The 15,474-nt window shown below is 71.3% G+C and carries 14 protein-coding genes; 6 read left to right on the plus strand and 8 right to left on the minus strand.

What is annotated here, in order from left to right; genetic code table 11:
• Positions 1–360 precede the first annotated feature (360 nt).
• Entirely contained in the window at positions 361–1,590 is a 1,230-nt protein-coding gene (locus tag OG306_RS36165; protein WP_266750635.1) for a cytochrome P450 family protein, read from the plus strand.
• Between the two features lie 45 nt (positions 1,591–1,635).
• On the opposite strand, the gene OG306_RS36170 is transcribed toward OG306_RS36165, so the two are convergent.
• Complete coding sequence (locus OG306_RS36170) at positions 1,636–2,328, minus strand: formylglycine-generating enzyme family protein (protein WP_266750637.1); 693 nt, start codon at positions 2,326–2,328, stop codon at positions 1,636–1,638.
• Between the two features lie 285 nt (positions 2,329–2,613).
• On the opposite strand from OG306_RS36170, the gene OG306_RS36175 reads away from it, so the two are divergent.
• Together OG306_RS36175 and OG306_RS36180 are read left to right on the plus strand one after the other, a co-directional pair.
• Entirely contained in the window at positions 2,614–3,735 is a 1,122-nt protein-coding gene (locus OG306_RS36175) for a PP2C family protein-serine/threonine phosphatase (protein WP_266750639.1), read from the plus strand.
• A gap of 95 nt (positions 3,736–3,830) precedes the next feature.
• Complete coding sequence (locus tag OG306_RS36180; protein ID WP_266750640.1) at positions 3,831–4,145, plus strand: hypothetical protein; 315 nt, start codon at positions 3,831–3,833, stop codon at positions 4,143–4,145.
• Between the two features lie 12 nt (positions 4,146–4,157).
• Here the strand turns inward: OG306_RS36180 and OG306_RS36185 are convergent, their stop codons facing one another.
• From OG306_RS36185 to OG306_RS36200, 4 genes are all read right to left on the minus strand, one after another.
• Positions 4,158–4,670, minus strand: a complete 513-nt coding sequence (locus OG306_RS36185; protein WP_266750642.1) for a nucleotide triphosphate diphosphatase NUDT15 — start codon at positions 4,668–4,670, stop codon at positions 4,158–4,160.
• 178 nt (positions 4,671–4,848) lie between these two features.
• Complete coding sequence (locus OG306_RS36190) at positions 4,849–5,751, minus strand: hypothetical protein (RefSeq protein ID WP_266750643.1); 903 nt, start codon at positions 5,749–5,751, stop codon at positions 4,849–4,851.
• Entirely contained in the window at positions 5,748–6,761 is a 1,014-nt protein-coding gene (locus OG306_RS36195; RefSeq protein ID WP_266750645.1) for an SPFH domain-containing protein, read from the minus strand. Before OG306_RS36195 ends, OG306_RS36190 begins: the two co-directional genes overlap by 4 nt.
• 301 nt (positions 6,762–7,062) lie before the next feature.
• Positions 7,063–7,686: a TetR/AcrR family transcriptional regulator gene (locus tag OG306_RS36200; RefSeq protein ID WP_266750647.1), complete on the minus strand. Its 624-nt coding sequence runs from the start codon at positions 7,684–7,686 to the stop codon at positions 7,063–7,065.
• A 162-nt stretch (positions 7,687–7,848) separates the two neighbouring features.
• Between OG306_RS36200 and OG306_RS36205 the strand changes: the two genes are divergently transcribed.
• Both OG306_RS36205 and OG306_RS36210 read left to right on the plus strand, forming a co-directional pair.
• On the plus strand, positions 7,849–8,730 hold the full coding sequence (locus tag OG306_RS36205; RefSeq protein WP_266750649.1) for a phosphatase PAP2 family protein: 882 nt from the start codon (positions 7,849–7,851) through the stop codon (positions 8,728–8,730).
• A complete protein-coding gene (locus tag OG306_RS36210; RefSeq protein ID WP_266750650.1) occupies positions 8,727–9,686 on the plus strand; it encodes a DMT family transporter in 960 nt (319 codons plus the stop codon). The genes OG306_RS36205 and OG306_RS36210 overlap by 4 nt, the downstream gene beginning before the upstream one ends.
• Before the next feature lie 144 nt (positions 9,687–9,830).
• Here the strand turns inward: OG306_RS36210 and OG306_RS36215 are convergent, their stop codons facing one another.
• Positions 9,831–10,385: a PadR family transcriptional regulator gene (locus OG306_RS36215; RefSeq protein WP_266750651.1), complete on the minus strand. Its 555-nt coding sequence runs from the start codon at positions 10,383–10,385 to the stop codon at positions 9,831–9,833.
• A gap of 90 nt (positions 10,386–10,475) precedes the next feature.
• Complete coding sequence (locus OG306_RS36220) at positions 10,476–12,491, minus strand: NADPH-dependent 2,4-dienoyl-CoA reductase (protein ID WP_266750652.1); 2,016 nt, start codon at positions 12,489–12,491, stop codon at positions 10,476–10,478.
• A gap of 265 nt (positions 12,492–12,756) precedes the next feature.
• Here OG306_RS36220 and OG306_RS36225 point away from each other — a divergent pair, with 265 nt between their 5' ends.
• Positions 12,757–13,284: a DoxX family protein gene (locus OG306_RS36225; RefSeq protein ID WP_266750653.1), complete on the plus strand. Its 528-nt coding sequence runs from the start codon at positions 12,757–12,759 to the stop codon at positions 13,282–13,284.
• Between the two features lie 92 nt (positions 13,285–13,376).
• On the opposite strand, the gene OG306_RS36230 is transcribed toward OG306_RS36225, so the two are convergent.
• Complete coding sequence (locus OG306_RS36230; protein WP_371666103.1) at positions 13,377–15,452, minus strand: SpoIIE family protein phosphatase; 2,076 nt, start codon at positions 15,450–15,452, stop codon at positions 13,377–13,379.
• Between the last annotated feature and the right edge of the window lie 22 nt (positions 15,453–15,474).

Raw genomic sequence — 15,474 nt, forward strand, 5'->3', positions numbered from 1 at the left:
ACTTCGCACGACGCGGCACGGATACAGGTGAATCCTCGGTGTCCGGCGCGACAACGGAGTTGTGTCGCCAAGGTGAAGACCGGTTCGCTCAGGAACCGGCGAACTCCCCTGTGACGAGAGGGTGTTAGGGCGTTCGGGTGACTTCCGGGCCCATGCGGGTGGTGCGGGCCGAAGGCGACACCGCCGCCGACGGTGCTCACGGCAGCCAGGAAGGTGATCGACGGACCGCCGTGCACGACCCGCCGAGTGGGGCTCGGGCCGTCGTCCCTCCGATGGCGCCCCCATCCCTCTACGCTGGGACATATCACCGTTAATATCTCAAACACGTACGAAGAGGTGTGATGCCCCATGGGAGGCGTGATGAGCCGGCAACCGGTCCTCCTGCCCTATACCGACCCGGCCTTCGTGGCGGATCCCTTTCCGCTCTACCGGCAACTGCGCGAGGACGGCCCGGTACGGCGCGCCGTCATCGCGGGAGGGCTGGAAGCCTGGGTGGTCACGCGGTACGAAGACGGTCTCATGGCGCTGTCCCACCCGCAGCTGAGCAGCGATGTCCGCGATGCGTCGGATCCCCGGCTCATCGAGCGGCTGCCCGCCGCCGACCAGGAGTCCGTGCTGCGCAATATGCTGCGTACCGACCCACCCGACCACACCCGCCTGCGTCGCCTGGTCTCCAAGGCGTTCACCGCGCGCAGGGTGGCGGAGCTGCGGCCCCGGGTCCAGGAGATCGCCGACCGGCTGCTCGACGAGATCGTGCCGGCCGGCCGTGCCGATCTCGTCGAGAGCTTCGCGCTGCCGCTCCCGGTCACCGTGATCAGCGAACTGCTCGGGGTGCCCGTGGCCGACCGGTACGACTTCCAGCGGTGGACCGACGACATGATCCTGCAGGGGGCCGAGCCACCGGACCGGGCCCGGGTGGACGAAGCGTGGCGGCACATGCGCGCCTACCTGACCGGACTCCTGGAGGCCAAGCGGGCCCGCCCCGGTGACGACCTGCTCGGCGCGCTGATCGTCGCCCGGGACGAGGAGCAGCGGCTGGACGAGGAGGAGCTGATCGCCATGGCCTTCCTGCTGCTCGTCGCCGGATACATCACCACGGTCAACCTGATCGGCAGCGGCATCGCCGCGCTGCTCGCCCACCCCGACCAGTTGCGGATGCTGCGCACCGATCCGGCGCTGCTGCCGGGTGCGATCGAGGAGTTCCTGCGGTACGACGGACCGGTCAACCCCGGCATCGCCCGGTTCGCGCGCGAGGACGTCACCCTTGCCGGGGTGGACATCCCCCGCGGCGCGACCGTGCTGGTGGCCTCGGCCATCGCCGACCGCGACCCGGAACGCTTCCCCGAACCCGACCGCCTCGACATCACCCGGCAGGACAACGCCCACCTCGCCTTCGGGCACGGCATCCACTACTGCCTGGGCGCGCCGCTGGCCCGGCTGGAGGGGCAGATCGCCATCGGCACCGCCCTGCGCCGACTGCCCCGTCTCACCCTGGCCGTGCCGCCCGGGGAGCTGCGGTGGCGGCCGGGCGGGCTGCGCGGCCCCGAACACCTGCCGGTCACCTTCGCCGCCGGTGCCCGGGACCGTTAGCGCACACCGCCGGCGCCGACGGCGTCGTGCGCCGGCGCCCCCGGCTCACCGCGATCGGGCGAGCCGGAATCCGAGGTCGTCGATGCGGAAGGTCGGGTGACTCTTGCGGCGGCAGGAGGCCCGGCATCCGCGTGGGTGGTCATAGCCGCCTCCACCACGGAACACCCGGTACGGGCCGTAGACCGCGGGATCGTAGACGTCCCAGCACCACTCCCACACGTTGCCGATCATGTCGTGGAGACCCCACGCGTTCGGCGCCCTGGTCGCGACGTCGTGCACCGCGCCGCCGGAGTTCCCGCGGTGCCAGGCGATCTCGTCCAGCTCTCCGTAGCGGTCGCCGGAGGTCCCGGCCCGGCATGCGTACTCCCACTCCGCCTCGGACGGGAGGCGGTAGCCGTCGGCCGCCCAGTCGCAGACCACGTCCTGCCCGTCGGCGTCGTGACCGACCGAGTAGCAGGGTTCGAGTCCTGTCGCCTGTGAGAGCAGATTGCAGAATTGAACGGCGTCCTTCCAGGAGACCTCGGTCACCGGCGTCCGCGGCCCCGCCGAGCCCACGGGCGGCTCGCCCCGTACGGCGCGATACAGCTCATGGGTCACGGGATACGGCGCCAGCCGGAAGGCCCCGACCTCGACTTTCCAGTTCGTCCTCGTGCCCTCGTCCCGCAGGACGATCTCCCCGGCACAGATGTCCCTCATGCCCTCGGTACTCGGGTCCCGGAACAAGGAAAAAGGGCTCATCGCAGCTCCTCATGTGCTCCGGCGCATCGGACCGACGCTGCTGACCCCAGTGGCACCGGAGGGCTGACCCGCCGGTGGCACCGGAGGTCGGTCGGTCCGTGTCGCCGGACTTTCGGACAGGTGACGATTATGCCCATGGAGCGTACGAGCGCCTGCCGTGCTCACCAACGGCAGGATCGGCGGCGAACGTACCGGCCTCACAGCACCCCGACCCGGGCATATGGGGATATTTAGGGTGATACTTTCAAGCCTGGGAGCCCGACGAGGGAGCGACAGGGAGCACAGGTGAAGGAGAGCCGGCGCGGAGCGGCATGGGCGGGCTGGCTGCTCGTTGCGCCGGCCCTGGTGGCGGGCGTACTGCTGAACCTGCTCGCGCCGCAGCCGTACACGGGGCTGCCCCTGCTGGCCGCGGCGCCGCTGGTCGCCGGGGCGATGCTGCCGTTCCGGGCCTGCGTCCTCGTCGCGAGCCTCGCCTGCGGGGTTTCGTTGTCGCTGGATGTCTTCCAGGGGCGTTCCGCGTCGGCGAGCCTCGTCGACTTCGCCTTGATCGCTCTCATCGGGATTCTGGCCCTGGGGGTCAATCTTCTGTTGCGGCGTCAGGGCAGGGACCTGGCCCGGGCGCGGGTCATCGCGGAGGCGGTGCAACTGGCGGTTCTCCCGGACCCGCCGTCCCGGGCCGGGCCGCTGGCCGTCGCCGCCGGATACACCGCCGCGCAGGTCGAGGCGAGAATCGGCGGCGACCTCTTCGCCGTGCAGGAGACGCCCTACGGTGTGCGCATGATCATCGGGGACGTGAAGGGCAAGGGGCTCCAGGCGGTCGCATCGGTCTCGGTCGCGATCGGTGCGTTCCGGCAGGAGGCCGAGAATGCCCCCACCCTGGCCGAGCTGGCCCAGCGCCTGGACGACGCGCTGAGCAGGGAGTCGAGCCGATGCGGGAACGCGACGTACGGCGAGGACTTCACCACAGCCGTGCTGGCCGAAGTGCCCGGCGACGGTGAACTGCTGCGCCTGGTCAACCGCGGTCACCCGAGCCCGTATCTGATCCACGACGGCGTGATCGAACGGCTCGACGCCACCCGCCCGCAGCTGCCCCTGGGCATGGGGCTGGGGGCGCTCGCGGCACTGGACCACGACGAGCTCACCGATGTCGTCCGGCTGCCGTCCGGCGCACTGCTGCTCATGATCACCGACGGTGTCACCGAGGCGCGCAACCGGACGGGCACCTTCTACGACCCCTGCGCGTCCACCACGCTCACCGGTGCCCACCACCTGGAACCCGGCGACCTGGTCCGGGCGGTGACCGCGGACGTCGCACGTTGGACCTGCGACGGCCATCAGGACGACATGGCCATTCTCGCCGTCGCCCGGCACGGCGGCCGTCGAATCGAACGGGACCTGTCCGGCTGATCATGAGGGTCGCGGGGGAGCGTGTGGACGCGTAGCGCGGTGGGTGTCATGATCACGCGGGCGTCCGGCGCGGGTCCGGTGCGCAGGGAGGGACCGTGAAGCTCTACGTCGCTGTGCCTGTTGTTCTGCTGGCGTTGCTCATCGCCGCCTCCGGCGTGGCGGGGATCACGCGTGGCTGGGTGCTGCCCACGAACCGGCGGCCGGTCCACCGCCCTCGCCTCTTTGGCTGGGGCCAGTTGGTGGGTGCCTTCGCCCTGTGCTGGCAACAGGTCTTCTTCTGGGTGCTCAGCGACCCCGACATCCGCCAGTGGGGGACCCTGGCCGGCAGCGTGCTTCTGCTGACCGGCCTCATCATGATGGCGGTGAGCCGGCGCACGCGTGGTCGTCGGCAGGGCAGCGGCACGCCCTGAGCGGGTGTCCCGTCAGCGGGTCGCGCCCGCTCCGTCTCCGGTGGCCGAGACAGTCAGCAGGTGCGCCGGAGGGTGCTCGATCGAGAGATCCGGGCGCCAGGCCGCGAGTACTTGTGCCGAGGGACCGAACAACGGCCGCGGCAGCGAGTCCGGCGCGATCCACTGCCAGGTGCTGATCAGATGGGGTTCGGTCACTCGCGGGTTCCCGGACTCCAGGGTCACCACAGCAGCCATCGACACCCGGTTGATCCCCGCGATCACGTCATGAAGCATGGCGAAAACCGTCACGTCGGCCACCTCGACCTCGAGGCCCGTCTCCTCGCGGAGCTCACGGACGGCCGCCGCGGCGATCGACTCGTGGGTCGGGTCGACCTTGCCGCCGGGAAGCTCCCAGGTCCCACCGCGGTGCTTGCCCAGCAGCACGCGCCCCTGGGGGTCCTGCACGATGACGCCCACGCCGAGCGCCGCCTGCGCCAACGGCGGACGGGCGTTGCGGGAGAGGGCGTCCGTGGGCGTGGTGTTCATGCTGCTCCTTGCGGGTGGGCGTGGGGTGCCAGGGGCGCGGGGCCCCGGCAGTCCGGTGTACGCGGGGAAAGCCTACGTACGGTCGATTCTTCGCTGCGGCCGGTCCGCTGCCGTAGTGACCGTCACCGACTCTCCCTCTCGGCGGACGTCACGGCGGCCTCGCCTTCCGCCTCGGCCGTCAGACGGTCAGTCGCAGCGAGGTCGCCGAGATGCCGAGCCGTACGGTCTGGCCCCATGTCAGTTCCAGTGCGTCCGCCTCCATTCCATCGCCGAAGGCCACCAACCGGTCGGACTCGACGGCGAGTTTCAGCCTTTGTCCGTGCCGCAGTTCGCCCTCGACCAGCGAGGTGCCGGTCGTGGGCGACGGCCAGGCCTCGCGGACGAACCAGAGCAGCCGCGGGTCGGTGGGGAACGGGAGCCGCAGGGCGCTGTGGCGTTCCTGCCACAGGGAGCGGAGCCAGCCCGTGGCGCCGGTGCCCGTGCCGACCAGGACGCCGGACGAGGCCTGCGGTTCGGCGGGGGCGCCATCGGGTTGGTCGGGGCCGAGCCGGTAGCGGGCGGTCTGGTGGCCGGGCGGGCCGAGATAGATCTCGTTGAGGGCGAGGAGGCGCTGGGTGTCGTCGGCGACGGCCTCGACCATGGTGAGTTCCTCCGCCGGGCCGCCGGGGGACGCGGCCGCCCGGAGCAGGGCGGCCGCGTCGGACGGCCGGTGGCGTACGAGCACGCCCGGATTGCGTCCGGGGTCGGTGTCGACGCCGACGACGGGCTGGCCGGACAGGTACTTGGCGGCGTTGGCGACCAGCCCGTCCTGTCCGACGACGACCACCACATCCTCGGGCGCGAACAGGAAGCGGTCGAGATCGGCGCGCTCCACCCGGGACTGCCGCCACTGGAGCGGTACGGCCGCCGCGACATCGGCGAGCGCCTGCCGGGTGTGCCGGTGCCGCCGGGCCACCTCGTCGATGGACCGGCCGCGGCTGGACAGGAAGAACGCGGCCTGGCCGTGGGTGCCGTGCCGGGCCAGCAACTCCTCGTACTCCGTGGTGCGGTGGACCAGGACCGCGCGCGGGGCGAGGCTCATGCCCGGGACTCCGGGGTGGCCCGGCCGAGCTTGCTGAGCAGGCCGGTGAGGACGTCGGGGGAGACGGTGAGGCTGTCGATGTGCGGCAGGTTCTCGGCCAGGGTGGTCGCTGCCAGGGCATGCAGGGTTGCGGCGTCCACGTCGCCGTGTACCCGCAGCCAGGCCGCCTGGGACTGCGCGCGTGCGGCGCCGACCTCGCGTGCCGCTTCGGCCTCGGCCCGGGCCAGCCGCACCTTGCGGGCTGCCTCGGCCTCGGCGCGCACCCCGTCGGCCGCCGCGTTCTCCTCGGCCTCGCGGCGGGTGTTGGTGCCCCGTTGCTCGACCAACTGCTCCTCGCGGCGCGCCAGTTCGATCTGGCTGGCCAACTCGTTCTCGGCGATGGCCCGTTCCCGCTCCACGGCCACGGCACGGCGCTCGTAGGTGGCCCGGTCCGCCTCCTGCTGGATCTGCTCACGGGCGGGGGTGCGCAGGGCCCGCTCCACCTCGGCCTCGGGGCGGATGGCGACGACCCGCACCGCGACCACGTCGATGCCGGTGGCGGGAAGCCGGGGTTCGGCGGCGAGCCCTGTCGCGACCCGGTGGCGTACCGATGCGACACCGTCGACCAGCGCCTCTGCGAGCGCCGTACGGGCCAGTACGTCCAGCGTGTGCTGCTGGGCGGTCTCGGTGAGCAGCGTGGCGATCTGCTCCAGCGGCGCGCCACGCCAGACCCCGGTGTCCGGGTCCACGGAGAAGTCGAGGCGGGCGGCGGCCTCGGCCGGGTCGCTGATCCGGTACGTCACGGTGGCCTGCACGGTGACGTCCTGGAAGTCGGACGTACGGGCGTGGAAGGCCATCGCCAATTCGCGGTCGCTGACCGGTACTTCGGAGAGCGCGGCAGTCAGCGACCGATACCAGAAGCTCAGTCCCGGTCCGTCGTGGGCGAGCCGGCCACGCTTGTGGTGGCGGATGTGGGCGGTGGGCGCGGAGCGCAGATGGCGCCAGCCGAAGCGCCTGGTGATATCGGCCATGCCGGGATCCCCCTTGTTCTCGTCATGGGGACGATAAGGGGAGGCGGTCTATATCGTCAAGAGGACGAGAATGAGCGCTTGTGCGTTGCCCGACTTCGGCACCCCGGCCTCGCGGCATCACCCGTCGCTGCCGACCTCGGCTGCGCCGCCACTTTGGGGCCGGTGCGGCAGCGAAACGCGGACGGCCGGTGGCTCTCGAAGGAGTCACCGGCCGCCCGGGTGGTACGCCGCCCCCGTCCCCACGGTGCGGCGCGAGCGGGTCGTCGTCATCCGCTCGGACGGCGACCCACGTTTCTCGGGACTACGGCGCGGGTGCGCCCAGTCCAAGTGCGGGAAGGACGGCACTCTCCACGAAGCGGGTGAGGTATGCCTCGTCCGCGTACTTCCCCTCCAGCATCGGCCTGGCACGCATCACGCCCAGCAGCTGCACGGAGACGAACTCCGCCGCGGGAGTGTCCGCCGGAATCTCGCCGCGCTCCGCGCCGCGCCGGACCATCGCATCGATCGCCGCGATCTCCGGCACGATCAGTGCCTCGCGCAGCGCACACAGCAGCTCGGGGCTCTGCAGCGCGGCATGGCTGAGCGCGTGCATCAGTGGGGTGTCGCGGCGCGCGGCCGTACCGATGGCCCGGGCCGCCTCGCGCAGATCCCCCGCCAGTGTGCCGGTGTCGATCTTCGGCAGCAGCACTCGCCGGGTGCCGTGCAGCGCCGCCACGACCAGCTCGGGCTTCGAGCCCCACTGCCGGTAGAGCGTGGACTTGCCGCAGCGCGTCCGTGAGGCGACCCCCTCCATGGTGAGGGCCTCGTAGCCGCACTCTCTCAGGATGTCGAGCACGGCCGCGTAGAGCTCCTGCGCCCGCTCGGGCGTGATCTTCGAGCGGCGTGGCGTGTGTGCCTGTTCCCGCGCGGCTTCCTGCGGCGACATGTGCTTTCCCTCTCAGTGACTCTGCGACGAGGTCCATCGATACGCCAGTGTACCGAAACGCATGTGTACCGATACGTTCGCGTATCGGTACACTGTCGTATCGATATGGCGCGGGGCGGACCGTGCCGCCGCAACACCGTTTCGTCAGCAAAGGGGCACCGGATGAGGCACGCCGGTAGCGGGCCCGCAGATCGGGAGCCGGACAGTTCTGCCCGACCGCCCCTCGTCCGCGAGCTACTTCTCGTCGTGGGACTCTTCGTGATCTACAAGCTCGGCCGGCAGGCCGCGACCGGTCACGTCGAGGAGGCATACCGCAACGCCGGAAACGTCTGGGACTTCGAACGGTCCGTGCACCTGCCGGGCGAGGGCGCGGTACAGAGCCTGCTCCTGCACAACGAGACGCTGATCCACCTCGCGAACACCTACTACGCGATCGTGCACTTCCCGGCCACGCTGCTCTTCCTCGTGTGGCTCTACTGGCGCCGCCCGCGCCACTACGTGTGGTCGCGCCGCATCCTCGCCGCGCTCACCGGTGCCGCGCTCGCCCTCCACCTGCTGTTCCCGCTCGCCCCGCCGCGGCTGCTGGCCGCCACCGGACTGGTCGACACCGGCCAGGTGTACGGGCCGACGGTGTACGGAGCGGCGCCGGCGACCGACTCGATGGCGAACCAGTTCGCTGCGATGCCCTCGCTGCACTTCGGCTGGGCGGTGATGGTCGCCGTGGGGCTGATCGTCGCCACCCGCAGCCGGTGGCGCTGGCTGTGGCTGCTGCATCCGCTCGTCACCCTGCTCGTGATAGTCGGCACGGCCAACCACTACTGGCTCGACTCGATCGTGGTCTCCGCGCTTCTCGCCCTGGCGTTCGCGGCGTTGCCGCTCCGGCGGACGGAGCCGGTACGCGCACACGTTCCGTGGCCGTCCTCGGCGAGCGCGCCCGCGCCGGCGGCCGTGCCCCGGCCCGCCGAGCCCGTCGCGGCGACCGCCTACGCCGCACCGCGGGCGCGCCCCGCGTCCTCGTACGCCTCGTCCGGGGCCCGGCAATGAACGCCACTTCGATCGCCGTCGCGCTGTCCCTCGTCTCCGCCGCCGCGTACGCCTCGGCCGCGGTGGCGCAGGCCCGCCTCGCCGAGCGCACCGAACCCGGCGCGGGATTCCTGAGACTGCTCGGGCGCGGCGCCTGGTGGTGGTCGGTCGGTCTGAACGCGGGTGGTGCGCTGCTGCACGTCGCGGCTCTCAAGTACGGCCCGCTCACGCTCGTCCAGCCGCTCGGCGCCCTCACCCTGGTCGCCGCCGTCCCGCTGGGAGCCAGGGCCGCAGGACGCCGGGTCACCCGGATCGAATGGCGCGGCACGATCCTCACCCTGCTGGGTCTCGGCGCCCTGCTGATGACCGCGGGCGGCACTGCCCCGCACGAGACACTCAGCCTCCCCGAAGCGCTGGCCGTCGGAGCCGGGACCATGGCCGTCGTCGCTGGACTCGGCCGCCCGGGAGCGCGGCCCGGTCTGCGGCACGCGGCGGCGTCCGGTATCACCTCCGGTGTCGCTTCCGCGCTCACCCAGACCCTTACCGTGTCCGTCACCGACCACACCGGCCCGCTGCTCAGCTGGCGTGTGCTGATCGTCGCGGTCCTGGTCTCCGCGTTCGCGATGAGCGGGCTGCTGCTGGCCCAGACCGCCTACCGGGGCGGACTGGGCGCGCCGCTGGCCGTCGTCACCCTCGCCAATCCGGTTGCCGCGGCGGCCATCGGCCTGGCCCTGCTCGGCGAACGACTCCAGGGCGGCACGATCAGCCTGGTCCTGGCGCTGCTGGGCACGGCTGCGGCGGTACGGGGCGTGATCCTGCTCAGCCGCGCACAGACGGCGGCCCCGGCCGCCACCGACCGGGCCGTGGCCGAGCGGGGGACCGGTTCACCGACACGGCTCGTGATCGGGAGCCTGGGACCGTTGGACCAGCCGGCGCTGCACCCGGAATCGGTCCGGACCCCGGTGGGCGGGCCGTAAGGCGTGGAGGCGACTCCTGGCCCGGAGACGTTTCGCGAAGACGTGACACTCACCGGCCGAAGTGTCACGTACAAGAACAACCCACCCGCTGACCCGAGCCGTGCGAACCCCCACCTGGTCACCCGCCGGCCGGTGGTGCCGTCCTCAGCAGCCAGGCGAGCTCGGCTCCTCGGTCCCATCCTCGGCCAGTGCCCGCGTCAGCCAGCCGATCCAGAAGTTCTCCAGATCGATGCCGCCACGCAGCACCAGATGCCGTAGCCGGTCCTCCTCGGACTTCCGCTCAGGAGGGAAGTCACGTTGCTCGATCTCCAGATAGTCCGCCAGTTGACGACGGTGCAGCCCCAGATGCCGGCGCAGCTCCGCGTTCAGCCCGGGCGCGCCGACGACCGCTGCCGCCCGCATGCGCAGCAGCAGCGGATCCCGGATCTGCTTGGGGTCCTCCGAGCGGGCCACCCATGCGGACAGCGCCTCCCGGCCCGCGGGCAGCACCTCGTACTCCTTCTTCTGCCCACGGGCGGGGTGCTTCGAGGGCAGTACCCGGATCTGCCCGGTCTGCTCCAGCTTCCCCAGCTCGCGGTAGATCTGCTGATGCGTGGCGGACCAGAAATAGCCGATCGACCGGTCGAACCTACGGGTCAGCTCCAGCCCCGACGACGGCTTTTCGAGCAGGGCGGTGAGGATCGCGTACGGCAGTGACATGGGGTGCATCCTAGGGACGGCCGGGCCGTGGCCCCATGACGGAGGGGCCGGGCCGGCCGTGAACCCCCGGGCCGGGGTTGCACGGTTCCGTCACAGCGAAGCCGCGAGCTCCGTGCCCTGGCGGATCGCGCGCTTGGCATCCAGCTCGGCGGCCACATCGGCGCCGCCGATCAAATGGGCGGGACGCCCCGCCGCGAGCAACTCCTCGTGGAGCTCGCGGCGCGGTTCCTGGCCCGCGCAGAGCACCACCGTGTCGACCGGCAGGAGATGCTGTTCGCCGTCGACCGTGAGGTGCAGTCCGTCGTCGTCGATCCGGTCGTAGGCGGCGCCCGCGATCATCGTCACGCCGCGGTGACGCAACTCGGTGCGGTGGATCCAGCCGGTCGTCTTCCCCAGTCCCGTACCGACCTTGCCCGTCCTGCGCTGGATCAGGTGGACGGTGCGCGGCGTCTTCGGACGCTCCGGGGCGCGGAGACCACCCCGGTCGCGGTAGCCGGTGTCGACGCCCCACTGCCGGAAGAACACCTCGGGGTCGAGGCTCGCCGCATCGCCCGAGTCGGTCAGGAATTCGGCGACGTCGAAACCGATCCCGCCCGCTCCGATGATCGCGACCCGGTCACCGACCTGCGCCCCGTCGCGCAGGACATCGAGGTAGCCGACCACGCTGGGGTGGTCCAGGCCCGTTATCGCGGGGGAGCGGGGCGTGACACCGGTGGCGAGGACGACCTCGTCGAAGCCCGCGAGGACATCCACCGTGGCCCGCGTGCCGAGCCGCAGCTCGACGTTCTCCTCCGCGAGCCGGGTACGGAAGTAGCGCAGCGTCTCGTTGAACTCCTCCTTGCCGGGAACCCTGCGCGCCACGTTCAGCTGCCCGCCGATCTCCTGGGCCGTGTCGAAGAGAGTCACCTCGTGCCCGCGCTCGGACGCCGAGACCGCGCACGCGAGACCGGCGGGCCCGGCGCCCACGACCGCGACCCGCTTGACGGTACGGGTCGGTGACAGGGTGAGTTCGGTCTCGTGGCAGGCGCGCGGATTGACCAGACAGGAGGTGACCCGGCCGCTGAAGACGTGGTCCAGGCAGGCCTGGTTGCAGCCGATGCAGGTGTTGATCGCGTCGGCACGGCCCTCGGCCGCCTTGACGACGAAGTCCGGGTCGGCGAGGAACGGCCGGGCCATCGACACCATGTCCGCCCGGCCCGACGCGAGGATCTCCTCGGCGACCTCGGGTGTGTTGATGCGGTTGCTCGTCACCAGCGGTACGGAAACGGCACCGCGCACCCGCGCGGTGACCCAGGTGTAGGCGCCGCGAGGCACGGACGTGGCGATGGTGGGGATACGGGCCTCGTGCCAGCCGATACCCGTATTGATGATCGTCGCGCCGGCGGATTCGATCTCGCGGGCGAGCCGCACGACCTCCTCCAGTGAAGAACCGCCGGGCACCAGATCCAGCATGGAGAGCCGGTAGATCAGGATGAAATCGCTGCCGACCCGCTCACGGACCCGGCGCACGATCTCGACGGGAAACCGGATGCGGTTCTCGTACGAGCCGCCCCAGCGGTCGGTGCGCCGATTGGTGGCGGCGGCGATGAACTCATTGATCAGATAGCCCTCGGAGCCCATGATCTCGACACCGTCGTACCCGGCACGACGCGCGAGCTCCGCGGCCCTGGCGAAGTCCTCGATGGTCTCCTCGACCTCGTCGTCGTCGAGGGCGTGCGGAGTGAAGGCGCTGATCGGTGCCTGGATCGCGCTGGGCGCGACCAGATCGGGATGGTGCGCGTACCGGCCGAAATGCAGGATCTGCATGGCGATCCGGCCGCCCGCCCCATGCACGGCGGCGGTGACCTGTGCGTGCTGCTCGGCCTCCGCCTCGGTGGTCATCTTGGCGCCGCCGGGAAAGGAGCAGGCCCGGGCGTTCGGGGCGATCCCGCCGGTGACCATCAGGCCGACACCGCCCCGCGCACGTTCCGCGTAGAAGGCGGCCATCCGCTCGAAGCCGCGCTCGACCTCCTCCAGACCGATGTGCATGGATCCCATCAGCACCCGGTTGGGGAGAGTGGTGAACCCGAGGTCGAGCGGGCTCAGCAGATTCGGGTACGGGCTCATGCGGCGGCTCCTCACGCAGTGTCGTTGCGCCAGTTGTAGACCAGGGGAACACCATTGTGCAACAAGTTGCATAATGGTGTTCGTCGCAGAGCCGCGCGTGCGGTCGTCCCCCGGACGGCGTAACACCAGGGCCCGTCGGCACCTCGCGTCACGGAGAGTGGAACCGCGGCACCCGCCCGCCACGGCGCATCGGGTGGCGTGTCCGGCTCCCACGCACGGCCCCGGACCCCTGCCCCACTCGCCCCCGAACCCCGCGGAGACTCCCATGGCCTGCCTCGACCGGCGTGACCTCGGCCTGCTCGTCCTGCGCGTCGGCACCGGCGCGGTACTGGCCGCGCACGGCACCCAGAAGCTGGCCGGCTGGTTCGGCGGCGGAGGCATCGAAGGAACCACCGCCGCGATGGAGGCCATGGGCTTCCACCCGCCGAAGCACAGTGCGGTCGCCGCCGGGCTCGGCGAGGCGGGCGGCGGTGCACTGCTGGCACTCGGCCTCGCCACCCCGGCGGCCGGTGCGGCCGCGGCCGGGGCGATGGCGGGTGCCGTGGCCGTCCACGCGCCCGCCGGATTCTTCGCCCAGGGCGGTGGCTACGAGTACCCGGCCTTCCTCGGCTTCACCGCCGCGGCGGTCGGCCTGATCGGACCCGGCCGGTACTCCGTCGACCACGCGACCCGGCACGTTTTCAACAAGCCATGGATGGTCGCCCTCGCCTTCGCGGGCAGCGCGGTCGCGGCTGCGGCCGTTGTCGGCCGGCGCGCCAAGGGCCGGGCCGTGATCGACCCCGACACGACCTGACCACCCGACAGGACAGGGACCGGACGGCACCCCAGGGAGGGAGCCGCCCGGTCCCGACCGCACTACTTGCGGAACGTCGGTCCCGGTCGCACTCAGGGGCGCGGTCGGGGACGGGCGATGAGTATGGCCACGTCGTCGTGATCGTCCGGATCGCGCAGCGTGTCCAGGAGCCGGTCGCAGATTTCGTCCAACGAGCGGCCGGGGCCGTCGAGCACGTCGAGCAGGACGTTCAGGCGCTCGTCGATGGCAACACGGCGTGTTTCGACCAACCCATCGGTATAGAGAACCAGTTGATCACCGGGATGCAGGGGGACGGTGGCCGCCTCGAAGGGGACGCCGCCGACCCCGAGAGGCGCACCCGTGGGCAGGTCGAGCAGTTCGGGGCGCTGACCGGTGCGGGTCAGCGCGGGGGGCAGGTGTCCGGCCGCGGCAATGTGGCACCGGTCGCTGTGCGGGTCGTATTCCGCGTAGACGCAGGTGGCGATGTACGGCTCCAGACCCGCGGTGATCCTGTCGAGGTGCCGCAACACCTCGGCGGGCGGCAGGTCGAGGCCGGCCAGAGTGGCGGTGGCGGTGCGCAGGCGGCCCATCGCGGCGGCCGCGTCGATGCCGCTGCCCATCACGTCGCCCACCACGAGCGCGGTCCTGTCCCTCGCGAGCGGAATGACGTCGAACCAGTCGCCGCCGACCTCCGTCGAGGTTCCGGCCGGTTCGTAGCGGGTGGCGACCTCCAGAAGCTCGGGCGGCGCAGGCTGCGGCAGCAGGCTGCGCTGGAGCGTCACCGCGGTGTTGCGGACGCTCTGGTACAGGCGGGCGTTGTCGAGGGACACCGCGGTCCGGCCGGCCAGCTCGCCCGCCAGAGTGACGTCGTCCTCGGTGAAGGAGGCCGGATTGCGGCCGCGCATCAGGCTCAGGACGCCGAACGCCCCGCCCAGGGTGGCCAGGGGGATCGCGAGATACGAATGGATCCCGGCGCCGGCCAGGACCGCGGCAGATCCGGGGTCACGGGCGATGCGTGCCAGATCCCAGTCGTCGACGTGCTTCACGACGACGGGGCGGCCGGTCCGTACGCACTGGGTGGGCAGCCGATTGGCGTCGTAGCTGACCAGGTCGTCGGGCCTCCCCACGGCGGCGGCCGCCTCGGTGAGGCAGCCGGCCTCCACGGCGAGGGTGCGAAAGAGCACCGGGCCGTTGGCAGGTGTCGCGGGGCGGCGGTCGTCCAGGGCGGAGTCGAGTACGTCCACGACCGCGACGTCCGCGAGTTCGGGCACCGCGACATCGGCCAGCTCGCGGGCCGTCTGTTCCATCTCCAGGCTGGTGCCGATACGGGCGGAGCCCTCGGCGACCAGGGCCAGACGCTGCCGGGCCTGGGCCGCCGCCGTGATCGCGCCGTACCGATCGGTGACTTCCACCACCGACGTGGCGACGCCCAGCACTTCGCCGTGGGGATCCTCCAGCCGGTAGACGGAGACGGACCAGGCACGATCGGTATCGGGGTCGGCCGGGGTGCGGCCAATGGTGTACTTGTCGACTTGCGGGATTCCGGTCTTGAGCACTTCCCTGACAGCCGCCTCGGACGCGTCGACACTGACCGAGGGCAGGACTTCGCGGAATCCCCGGCCGAGGTGGTCCTTGGCGGACAGGCCGTGCAACCGTTCCATCGCCGGATTGACGGCGACATACCGTAGATCGGTGTCCAGCAACTCCAACCCGATCGGCGACTGGGCGATCAGCTGCGTGGACAACGCCACGTCCCGTTCCACTTCACGCAGCTTCGACGCGTCCGTGACGATGCCCAGGGTGTAGAACTCCCCCTGTCCCACCGGTAGTCGTGCGCAGCGGAATTCGACCGACCGCGTACCACCGTCCTTGTGCCGGACGGGAAAGACACCGACCCAGCCCTCGCCGGTTTCCACCATCTGCTCGCACTTGCCGGCCACCAGATCCATGTACGCCTCATGGACCAGCAGCAATGCCGCGTTTCGGCCCTGCACCTCCTGTGCGGAGTAGCCGAACAGTTTCTCGGCCTGCGGGCCCCACAACACGATCCGCCCGGCGGCGTCCAGTGCCACCACCGCCGCACGGACCGCGTCCAGTACGCCGGTCGGCTGCTCAAACCGGGCGTCGGGCGCGTCGTTGCCGGCGCCGAAGGATTCCGCTTGGCTCATACCGAGCGCTCCTTTCATCCGC

This window comes from Streptomyces sp. NBC_01241 (assembly GCF_041435435.1).
GTDB lineage: Bacteria > Actinomycetota > Actinomycetes > Streptomycetales > Streptomycetaceae > Streptomyces.

Excerpts from the sequence above, each read along its gene's own strand:
- OG306_RS36165 (WP_266750635.1), top strand. The coding sequence starts at position 361 with ATGAGCCGGCAACCGGTCCTCCTGCCCTATACCGACCCGGCCTTCGTG.
- OG306_RS36170 (WP_266750637.1), bottom strand. The coding sequence starts at position 2,328 with ATGAGCCCTTTTTCCTTGTTCCGGGACCCGAGTACCGAGGGCATGAGG.
- OG306_RS36185 (WP_266750642.1), bottom strand. The coding sequence starts at position 4,670 with ATGAACACCACGCCCACGGACGCCCTCTCCCGCAACGCCCGTCCGCCG.
- OG306_RS36190 (WP_266750643.1), bottom strand. The coding sequence starts at position 5,751 with ATGAGCCTCGCCCCGCGCGCGGTCCTGGTCCACCGCACCACGGAGTAC.
- OG306_RS36195 (WP_266750645.1), bottom strand. The coding sequence starts at position 6,761 with ATGGCCGATATCACCAGGCGCTTCGGCTGGCGCCATCTGCGCTCCGCG.
- OG306_RS36200 (WP_266750647.1), bottom strand. The coding sequence starts at position 7,686 with ATGTCGCCGCAGGAAGCCGCGCGGGAACAGGCACACACGCCACGCCGC.
- OG306_RS36205 (WP_266750649.1), top strand. The coding sequence starts at position 7,849 with ATGAGGCACGCCGGTAGCGGGCCCGCAGATCGGGAGCCGGACAGTTCT.
- OG306_RS36210 (WP_266750650.1), top strand. The coding sequence starts at position 8,727 with ATGAACGCCACTTCGATCGCCGTCGCGCTGTCCCTCGTCTCCGCCGCC.
- OG306_RS36215 (WP_266750651.1), bottom strand. The coding sequence starts at position 10,385 with ATGTCACTGCCGTACGCGATCCTCACCGCCCTGCTCGAAAAGCCGTCG.
- OG306_RS36220 (WP_266750652.1), bottom strand. The coding sequence starts at position 12,491 with ATGAGCCCGTACCCGAATCTGCTGAGCCCGCTCGACCTCGGGTTCACC.
- OG306_RS36225 (WP_266750653.1), top strand. The coding sequence starts at position 12,757 with ATGGCCTGCCTCGACCGGCGTGACCTCGGCCTGCTCGTCCTGCGCGTC.
- OG306_RS36230 (WP_371666103.1), bottom strand. The coding sequence starts at position 15,452 with ATGAGCCAAGCGGAATCCTTCGGCGCCGGCAACGACGCGCCCGACGCC.